The organism is Actinoplanes rectilineatus (genome assembly GCF_000962825.1).
Lineage (GTDB): Bacteria > Actinomycetota > Actinomycetes > Mycobacteriales > Micromonosporaceae > Actinoplanes > Actinoplanes rectilineatus.
Genome location: NZ_JZKF01000152.1, coordinates 1 through 9,623, shown reverse-complemented (window position 1 = coordinate 9,623; position 9,623 = coordinate 1). Strand labels below are relative to the sequence as shown.

Annotated in this window: 5 protein-coding genes and 2 pseudogenes; 4 read left to right on the top strand and 3 right to left on the bottom strand. The window is 67.7% G+C overall.

Annotation, left to right across the window (positions count from 1 at the left end):
- The 3 genes and pseudogenes from WH85_RS51315 to WH85_RS44990 form a co-directional block, all read right to left on the bottom strand.
- Nucleotides 1–3,957, bottom strand: a pseudogene (locus WH85_RS51315) (hypothetical protein); the annotation flags it as partial.
- Between the two features lie 24 nt (nucleotides 3,958–3,981).
- Nucleotides 3,982–5,166, bottom strand: a complete 1,185-nt coding sequence (locus WH85_RS44995) for a hypothetical protein (RefSeq protein WP_045748356.1) — start codon at nucleotides 5,164–5,166, stop codon at nucleotides 3,982–3,984.
- Nucleotides 5,163–5,579: a YbaB/EbfC family nucleoid-associated protein gene (locus WH85_RS44990; protein WP_045748355.1), complete on the bottom strand. Its 417-nt coding sequence runs from the start codon at nucleotides 5,577–5,579 to the stop codon at nucleotides 5,163–5,165. Before WH85_RS44990 ends, WH85_RS44995 begins: the two co-directional genes overlap by 4 nt.
- A 290-nt stretch (nucleotides 5,580–5,869) precedes the next feature.
- Between WH85_RS44990 and WH85_RS44985 the strand changes: the two genes are divergently transcribed.
- The 4 genes and pseudogenes from WH85_RS44985 to WH85_RS44970 form a co-directional block, all read left to right on the top strand.
- Nucleotides 5,870–6,190, top strand: a complete 321-nt coding sequence (locus tag WH85_RS44985; protein ID WP_052721286.1) for a WXG100 family type VII secretion target — start codon at nucleotides 5,870–5,872, stop codon at nucleotides 6,188–6,190.
- Nucleotides 6,191–6,234: 44 nt separating this feature from the next.
- Nucleotides 6,235–6,537, top strand: coding sequence for a WXG100 family type VII secretion target (locus WH85_RS44980; protein WP_045748353.1), 303 nt, complete (start codon nucleotides 6,235–6,237; stop codon nucleotides 6,535–6,537).
- Between the two features lie 134 nt (nucleotides 6,538–6,671).
- On the top strand, nucleotides 6,672–7,514 hold the full coding sequence (locus WH85_RS44975; RefSeq protein WP_045748352.1) for a hypothetical protein: 843 nt from the start codon (nucleotides 6,672–6,674) through the stop codon (nucleotides 7,512–7,514).
- Nucleotides 7,515–7,585: 71 nt separating this feature from the next.
- Nucleotides 7,586–9,623: pseudogene (locus WH85_RS44970) on the top strand (hypothetical protein); the annotation flags it as partial.

Sequence of the window (9,623 nt, the reverse complement as noted above, 5' to 3'; positions counted from 1 at the left end):
GTCGCCCTGCGGGTCGTTACGCACGCCGAAGGTGATGTCGGTTTCCAGGCTGGAATTGTCGACCCGGACGAACGTGTTCGGCTCGGGCATGTACACCGAACGCGGATCGACACCGGCCATCGCCTGACGAACCTGCTGATCCCGATGGTTCGCCTGATTCGCGGCCGGGGTGGGCGCACTGTCCAGGGTGTAACCACCACTGATGATCTGCAGATCGGGCCGGCTGTTGATGGCCGTGTCGGCATTGTTGAACAGATTCGTCATCGAGGCGACGTCGGCGTCACCGGTGTGAATGAAGGTGGGGTTGTCGCCGGCCTGCTCCTGCAGACTGTTCAGCAACTGCTCGGACTGCGGGTGCCGGACCAGGGTCTCGCGGATCGCGGCGTACGGGATGGTGTCCTGACCCGGCGAATCGTTCGGCCCGATCCGCGAGTTGTTCCAGGTGAAGCCGACAATGGTGACCGGGAACGGCGGATTCGAGTCACGGACCTGATCGATCGTCTGCTGGATCCGCGACTCGACCGAGGACTCCGAACCTGGACGGGCGAAACCGTTCACCCCGATGACCAGGCCGAAACGGCCGTTCGACGTGTCCGGGGAGAAACCTTGCGCGTACGTGTTGATGATGTCGCCGACGTTGTCCCCGGGAACCACCGGAACCGTGGCGAGGTAGGCCGGTTTGTCAGCGGTGTGATCGTTACGGGGGCCCAGCCGTCCGAGCGTGACGGGGTCGCCGACCTGCTTGAACTGGTACATGTTCTGGGAGTTCTGGAACGGGCGGCCACCGCGGTCACCCAGAACCTGCGGCATCGGACGGGTCGACGGACGCGGACCCGCCGGGGTGGGGGCGGCGCGCCGGGGCGCCTGCGACGGGGTGTGGACGTTGACGGCCGGGGGCGGGGCGATCGGGCCGGCCTTGGTCTCCGGCGCGGTGTCCACCGCGTCGTCGTCACTGTCGTAGAGCGACTCGAGATCGCTGTCCATGTCGGAGTCGCCGTCCCGACTGAAGATCGAGTCGGTGTCGCTGTCGACGTCGCTGTCGTTGCTGAAGATCGAGTCGGTGTCGCTGCTGGTGTCCGTGCCGGTGTCGCCGCTGAAGTCGATCTGGGTGGCCGGGGCGGGCTGCTGCTCCAGTTCGATCTTCGGGTCGGTGGCGGGCGCAACCTCCGTGGGGATGTCCACCGAGGTGGGCACGGCCGTCGGTGCTGTCGGGGCCGACGGGGGAGCCTGCGGAGTCTGGGAAGTCTGGGTGCCCGGCTTGTCCTGGGCGGGGGACCTGTCCTGGGTTCCGGGGGCGTTCGTCGTGGGCGTGTTCGTGGTGGGGGTCTGAGCCGTCGGGGTCTGGACCGCGGGAACCTGGGTGGCCGGGGTCTGCGTGGTCGGGGTTTCCGTTGTCGGGGCTGCCGTTACCGGGGTGTCGACGCTGGTGGGGACGTCTACCGTCAAGCCGCCGGTCGGAGCCTGCGCTGGTGGCGGCGTCGAACGATCGGTCGTGCTGTCGGGTGACGTCTGGACGCTCGGCGACGTCTGGACGCTGGGCGAGGTCTGGGTGTTGGGCGACGTCTGGGTGTTGGAGGCCGGTTGGGTGCTGGGTGAGGTCTGGGTGTTGGACGCCGGTTGGGTGTTCGGCGAGGTCTGGGTGCTGGGCGTTTGAGTGCTGGGCGTTTGAGTGCTGGGTGTCTGGCTGACAGGGGTCTGGGCGACCGGAGTCTGGGTAGCCGGAGTTTGCGTTGTGGGGGTCTCGACGCTGGGGGACTGAGTGGCCGGGGTCTGGACTGTCGGCGTCTGGGCGACGGGAGACGGCACCGACGTGGGGGTGGAACCGGTGACATCGGCGGTCGGGGGTGCGGGCTGTGCCGCTACCGGCGTATTCGTCGAGGGAACATTCGTCGCCGGGGAACCGGTCGTAGGTGTCCCCGTCGCAGGCGCGTTCGCCGCCGGATTACCCGTGGTGGGTGCGTTCGTGACCGGTGTGTTGGTTGCCGGGTTTCCCGTGGTGGGTGCGTTCGTGACCGGTGTGTTGGTTGCCGGGTTTCCCGTTGTGGGAGCACTTGTGGTCGGAGCCTCGGCTACGGGTGCGCTGGTGGCCGGGTTGCCGGTAACCGGTGCGTTGGTGGCCGGGTTCCCTGTGGTGGGGGCACTCGCAGCCGGAGTTTCGGCGGTGACCGGTGCGTTGGTAGTGGGGTTGCCTGTAGTGGGGTTGCCCGTGGTGGGGGCGCCGGTGACGGGCGTGTTGGTCGCTGGGTTGCCGGTTGTGGGAGCACCGGTTGTGGGTGCGTTGGTGGCCGGGTTGCCGGTTGTGGGAGCACCGGTTGTGGGTGCGTTGGTGGCCGGGTTACCGGTGGAGGCGTCTCCGGTGGCCGGGCTGGTGGAAGGCTGTGTCGCAGGCGCAGCACCAGGAGAAGCGCTGTCGAAGCCGGGGAGACCGCCACCCGTCTGCGGGGCAGTGGTGCCGCCGACTGCGACGGGGGCAGCGCCGGTGGCCGGGGTTCCGGTCTGGTTGCCCGTAGTGACCTGGCCGCCGGTTTGAGCGCCGGTTCCGGTTTGGGCGCCCGTTCCGGTCTGTGCTCCCGTTCCGGTCTGTGCGCCCGTTCCGGTTTGGGCGCCCGTTCCGGTTTGGGCGCCCGTTCCGGTCTGTGCTCCCGTCCCGGTTTGTGTGCCCGTTTCGGTCTGAGCGCCGGTTCCGGTTTGTGTACCGCCGCTGACCGGGGCGTTGGTCCCGGTCTGGTTTCCGGTGTTGACCTGGCTGCCAGTGCCAGTGCCAGTGCCAGTGCCAGTCCCGACGCCGGTTCCTACGCCGGCACCCGTGCCTGTTCCGGTGGTTGCCTGGCCGCCGGTGGTCTCTGGGGCTCCGGTTTGGACTCCGCCACCGGTTTGGGTGCCGCCGCCTGTCTGAGTGCCGCCACCGGTTTGGGTGCCGCCACCAGTCTGAGTGCCGCCACCGGTTTGAGGGCCTTCGCCGGTCTGGGTGCCGGTGCCGGAGGGGACTGCGGGACCGTCTACGCCTGTGGCGGGCGGGGTGTTGGCGGGCGGGACATTGATCTTGTTGGGGGAGTCGATCGAGGGCGGGTTGTTGCCGCCCGCGTTCGGGCCGTAGCTGTTGCCGATCTCGGTGGCGTAGTGGTGGGCGTAACCGCCGATCAGCGACGACGTGACGGTGGCCCACGGGTTGAAGCCGCCGCCGCCCACCATCATGGTGAACAGGCCCTCCATGAAGGTTTCGGCGCCGGCGGACAGCGCCTCCCGCGTGAAGAGGTTCTTGTTGATGTTCGGGTAGAGCTTGCCGCCGATCATGTGGAAGCCGCTGACACCGCCGCCGATGACCGCGCCACCGAGGAAGGACATGCCGAGGTCTTTCCACCGGATGGTGCTGGTGTTGCCCTCGGCGATCTGGGCCAGGTTGGCGGCGGCGCTCTGCCACAGCTCCTCCAGGCCCTCCTGGAACGCCTCCCAGGCGAGTCTCGCCAGCATGTTCTGCAGGCGCATCCGGAGGAAGTCGATCAGCGTCTGAACGATCTGCTGGCCGATCTTGATCAGCGCCGGGACCGCTGCCGCGCCGAAGCCGGTCGCCATCGCGATGGCGATCTCCACGACCTGGGTGAAGGCCGCGATGATGATGTTGTACTGGGTGTTCTCGGAGTCGAGCGCGAAGTTGTACGCCGACCCGCCCAGGGCCAGCGAGATGTTGCCACCCGCCGGGATGTTCTTGGTGATGCCGACCTGGTACTGCTGGAACGCGTCCATCGCCGGGCCCTGCAGGCTGCCCGCCAGTCCGTAACCGAGGTTGGCGGTGGCGCCCATGCCGTTGATGATGGTGCTGGCGAGCGTGTTCAGTTCGTCGCCCATGGCCCGCAGGGCGGCGGGGTCGGCCTTCGGAAACTCACCGCCGGTGGCGACGAGGATCAGGTCGTACGCCCACTGCCATTGCGGGTCGTTGGGGATGTGAAAGTCGGGCATGTCCTGCGCGGGTGGGTCGGCGGCTCAGGAGCCGGCGTAGATCGGGGTGGGGGTGCCGTCGGGGGCGTAGCTGAGCACGAACGGCTCGTAGCCCGTCGCGGTCGGGTCGACGTTCGGGTTCTCCTTGACGACGAAGAACTGGCCCTTGCCCGGGTCGATGGTGCTCCCGTCGGGGTTGGTGACGGCGGTGCCGCTCAGCGGGGTGATGGTGTCGTACAGGTTGGCGTCGACGCGGGTGCTGCCGTCCTCGAACGGGTTCAGCGAGATCAGCTGGTAGCCCTGGGGGAGGGGTTCGCCGCCGACGTACGCGGTCGAGTACGACGGCTGCATGTACATCGACGAGATGGCCGGCATCATCGGGGTCGACGCGCTGTACGAGTTCGATTGTGCCGGGAGCAGCGGCTGCATCGCGACGCGTTCCTCGGCCGGGATCTGCGGCGTGAACTCGGGTTCGAGCCCGGGTTCGGCCGGCCGCCGCGACGTGAGGAACGACTGGGTCGGCTCCAGCGGGTGCATCTCCTCCTCGCCTTCGGGCAGGAGGGTCTTGCCCTGGACGGTCCTCGCCCGCATGAGCAGGGGCTGCCCGGTCTCCGGGTCGATCCGCGGTTCCAGCGGGCGTTGCGCGGCCAGCATCGGCTCGAGGGGGACGGTGCCGTCCTCGGCGGTGACCGCGCGGGTCCGCTGGGCCAGCATGGCCGGCTGGAGCGGGACTTCGCCGTCCTCGTCGGTTTCGGCGAGGGGCAGCCGGGCCCGCATCATCGGCTGGAGCGGGATCGCCTCGTTGGCGTACGAGGTGACCCTCCCGCCGCGCAGCACGGTCTTCGGCGTCTCCTCGGGCGTGGTGGTCGTACCCTGGGTGGTTCCGAGGCTCTCGAAGTTGCGTTCCAGCTGGCTGGTGCCCTCGGCGGCGGCCTCGTCGGCCTCCCGGTAGGCGCGGGCGCTCACGGTCAGACCTTCAGCGGTGTACGCCAGGGTGCCCTTGACCCCGCCGATGATCGCTTCGAGGTTGTCCAGCCCCTCCAGGAACTTGGTGGAGAACTGCTGGCCCATGTCGTCGTCGCCCCACGCGTTGGCGTACCGGGAGCGGAGAGCGAGGACCTGGGCGAGGTACGACTCGTAGAGGTCGACGTGGCCCTCGTACGCGAGACCGAGGCCCTCCACGCCGTCCGGGTCGACCCAGAGGCGCCCACCGGGATTGTTGTTGATCATTCGATGCCTCCGCCCCGGTTCAGGATCTCCCGCACGCTGGTGACCATGCGGGGTTCCTTGGGCAGGAACGCGTCCGCACCGGCCTGACCGCGGACCAGTTTCTGGGCGTCGAGTCCGTCCGGGAGCATCGGCGACAGAACCGCGGCGGCCTGGTTCATCACCTGCTCCTTGGCGTCGCCGTACGTCTCCATAATCAGCTTCGTCAGATCGGCGGTGGTGAGGCGTTTGTGAGCGGAAGTGGGGAACTGGATGTCCGTCAGCACGCCGTTCTGCCCGACAGTCACGCTCACCTCACGTCGTGGTGACATGGCGGTGGCCGAGAGAGCGCTCATCTTCGCCTGCATGTCGGTGAGGCTGTTGCGCTGCTTCTCGTATTCCTGGAACAGGCTTTCGATACGTTCGCTGTAGTTCAACCCGGACCACTCCCTCGACGTCGCCGTCTGGTGAAGACGTCGCAGTCTAGTGAAGATCCTTGCTGTTGCCACCGGAACTGTGGGAAGCCTCTTAGTGCCTGAAAGTGCAGGCGGTCTTCCCGCGTTCCCGGGTCGGGACCTGCGCCCGGACCGGCCGCTTGCCCGATGGTGGGCGTTGCCGTGCAATGTTCGGCGACGTTCGGACATCGGGGCCGGAACCGAGTTGTGGTCGGGTGGGTCCTTCGATCAAGACTCTTCACTGCCAAGTTCGCGATGTGAGGAGTCCGGCCGTGACGATGCCTGCCGTTAGTACTACCGAACCGGGTATGCAGAGGGCTGCCCAGGAGTTTTCCGACAAGGCGACCTTGTTCACCGGTGATCTGCGTTCGGTGAACGGCCAGATGGCCATCCTGCTCGCCTCCTGGACCGGTTCGGCGTCCCAGGGCTTCAACCAGGCGATGGACAACTGGGAGCGCGCTTTCCAGAACGTCATCAACGAGCTCCTGAAGATGCTCGAGGTCATGGGTGTGACCACCAAGGGTTACCAGGCCGCCGAGGACGAGGCCGCCAACGTGGCGCAGTCGTTCGGTTCCGCCCTGCCCGGCTTCTGAGCCGGCGCCGAAGCCTGAATCCCTGATCCCCCGAAAGGACTGACATGTCCAACTACACCTTCGACTTCGTGCAGGCAGACGCCGTTCTGACCGACATGAACAACATCAACAAGAAGATCCAGAGCTCGCTCGACGAGATGGAGGCGACGGTCGAGTCCAGCCTTCAGGAGTGGACCGGTGCCGCCCGGGACCAGTACTACGTCTCGAAGCAGGCCTGGAACAGCGCCGCCGACAACATGGTGATCTACCTGGAGCAGGCTCGGCAGACGCTGCTGACCATCTCCGACAACTACGGCACCACCGAGCAGCGCCACTCGATGATCTGGAACGACGTTCGCGGCGGCTGATCCCCCGTCGCGTGGCTGTCGCGCCTGTCGGCGCGACAGCCTCAGTGTCCTACCCCGGCCCGGTGTGCTAGACGACCCGGGCCGCTGGGCTTTCCGCATTTCTTTCGTGCGCTGAAAACGAGTGGAGTCACGCCATGGGCAGTATCGACTGGGGCTACCCGAACGACGAAGCAATCCAAGCTATGCACGCCTATTCCACACACGACTCGGACAAGGGATACCCGGACGGGACCACCCAGGCGGCGTACGACTCGTGGATGGCGTACTACAACAAGCACTCGAGTAACAACCCGAACCACAGCGGCGTCGACTTCGACAACTGGAAGGACGAGGTCCGGGCGGAACACCCGGAGTGGGTCGAGGCCCGCGACTGGTACTCCACGAACATCGTGGGCGATGGCTGGAAGAACCTGGTCAAGGAGTACAAGGAAAACATCACCGACCCGTCGAACGTGAAGCCGCCGGGCTTCAACGACCAGTCCGACTGGATCGACGAGAACGCCACGCCCACCGGTTCCGGCTTCAAGCCGCCGGCGGTCGGCACCTTCACCGGCGACGCGGCGTCGACCAACGGCGTGGCCGTCAACACCGCCGCGCTGGAGTGGTTCGCCAAGGAGGTGCTGCAGAAGCTCACCGGCAACGGCAACATCCTGCTCTCCACGATGGAGCAACTGAAGACGATCGACCCCAAGCCGGGCGCCTTCGCCCGGGCCGAGGTGCTGCGCCAGGCGATCGTCGGGGCGACCGGCCAGGACGGCGGCGTCCGGGGCGACATGGCGGACATGTTGTACAACATGAACAATGCGCTCATTGCGGTGGCCGACGCGCTGCTGAAGATGGCCGGCGAGTACAAGAACCTCGAAGAACTCAACTCGATGACCACCGAGAAACTCACCGAGATCATGGGCGACTCGTTCAAGGGTCTCGACGGCCTGAGCACGTACGGCCAGAAGACTGTCAAGACCGACGGCAACTAGCCGGGTCGTACAGTCTCACAGGTTCGTCGGCGTTGAGCCGTTTTGGGTAGTGCTCGCATTGAGGACAGGGTATGGGCAACGGTCTCGGTGACAGCAAGCTCGACGGGTGGAACGACCCGGCGGAGCCGGCCTCCACTTTCCCGCCGAAGGTGGTTCCGGTGGGGGACCTGTACGACTACAACACCTGGGCGACCGAGACCCGGGGCTGGCGCAAACTCAAGGCGTCCCTGACCGGTGGCGCGGCGATCACCACCGATGCGGGTGCGACCGAGGCCGCCGAGCGGGTCAGCGTGGCGTCGGTCGTCGAGGCCGCGCGGGCCTTCCAGGCGACGCAGGACCTGCTGATCTGGATGGAGCAGACCATCCGGGCCGCGACCAAGTCGATGATCGGCGACGACAAGGCGTGGAAGGGCCCGGCGGCCACCGCCTTCCAGGACAAGATGAACTACTACTCGGACCTGCTGGGCAAGCAGGCCGAGCACCTGGCCGGCGGCGCGATCCCGGATTCGACCACCGCCGCCAACAACATCAACTCGTCGACCAACCTCAACTCGCTGCCGTCGCAGCTCTACGACGCCGCCAACTACCTGTCCTGGGGCCAGCAGACGGTCGACTACCTGGACCGCGCCTGGGCGACGATCGCCGGACAGAACGGCGTCGGCGAGGGGAACGGCCCGGTGCCGATCAGTGGCAGCGAGTACGAGGTGCCGATGGCCAAGCAGATGGCGCAGGTCGTCGACACGGTGGCCACCCAGTACAAGATGGCCACCGACAAGGCGGGCACATCCGGCATCACCATGCCGACCACCGGCATCAGCACGCCGACCATGCCGAAGACCACCACGATGAACATCACGACCGTGGCCTTCACCACCCAGACGCTCACCACGCCGACGTTCACCACGCCCAACATCAGCGGTGTCACCACGCCGGTGATCACGACCCCGCCGAACATCACGGTGCCGACGATCACGACGCCGAACCTGAACAGCATCACCACGCCCACCGTCAACGGCGGTCCGGGCAACCTGACCACGCCGTCGTTCAACAGCAACGGGCCGGGCAACGGCAACTTCTCGGCGATCACCACGCCCTCGATCAGCAGCCCGAACCTCGGCAACGGCTCGGGCACCAACTCCGCGGTCAAGGTGCCGGAGATCAACGCCCCCGGTTCCGGCAGTGGCGGTTCCGGTGGCGGGACCGGCTCCGGCCTTCCCGGCTTCGAGGCGCCGGAGATCGGCGCCCCCGGATCGACCGGTGGTCTGGGTACCGGTGGTCTCGGCACCGGCTCGGTCATCCCGCCGACCATCAAGGCGCCGACCTCCGGCAACACCGGCAATGGCAGCGGCGGTTCCGGTGGCGGCAACGCGGTGAAGACGCCGACGTTCGACACCCCGGGCAGCGGTACCGGCAGCGGCACCGGCACCGGCACCGGCGGCAACGGCTTCACCGCGCCGAGCATCCCCGGCATCGGCTCGCCCGGTTCAGGTGGCGGTACCGGCAGCGGCGGCGGGTCCGGCCAGGTCGACACCCCGGACGCGAACGGCCTGCTCGGCAACAACGACGACTTCAAGCCCGGCGTGATCGGCGGCGTGGAGATTCCGGACTCGCCGGGTGGCGCCTCCCCGGGGACCGGCGGCAGCGGTTTCCAGTCGCCGTCCATGCCCGGCATGCCCGGTGCCGGTTCGCCCGGTGCGGGTTCCGGTGGTGGTTCCGGTGTGCCGGACGCCCCGGACTCGAAGGGCCTGGTCGGCGGGGACGCGTCGGACTGGGAGTCGCCGTCGCTCGGTGGGATCGAGGTGCCGGGCTCGTCGTCCGGTGCGGCCCCGGGCACCGGTGGTTTCCAGTCGCCGCAGATCCCGGGTATGCCGGGCGCGGGTTCGCCGGGTGCGGGCGCGGGCAACAGCGGTTCCGGTGTGCCCGATGCCCCGGACTCGAAGGGCCTGGTCGGCGGGGACGCGTCGGACTGGGAGTCGCCGTCGCTCGGTGGGATCGAGGTGCCCGGTTCGTCGACGGGCGCCACCCCGGGCACCGGTGGTTTCCAGTCGCCGCAGATCCCGGGCATGCCGGGTGCCGGTTCGCCCGGCGCGGGTGCGGGCAGTGGCGGTT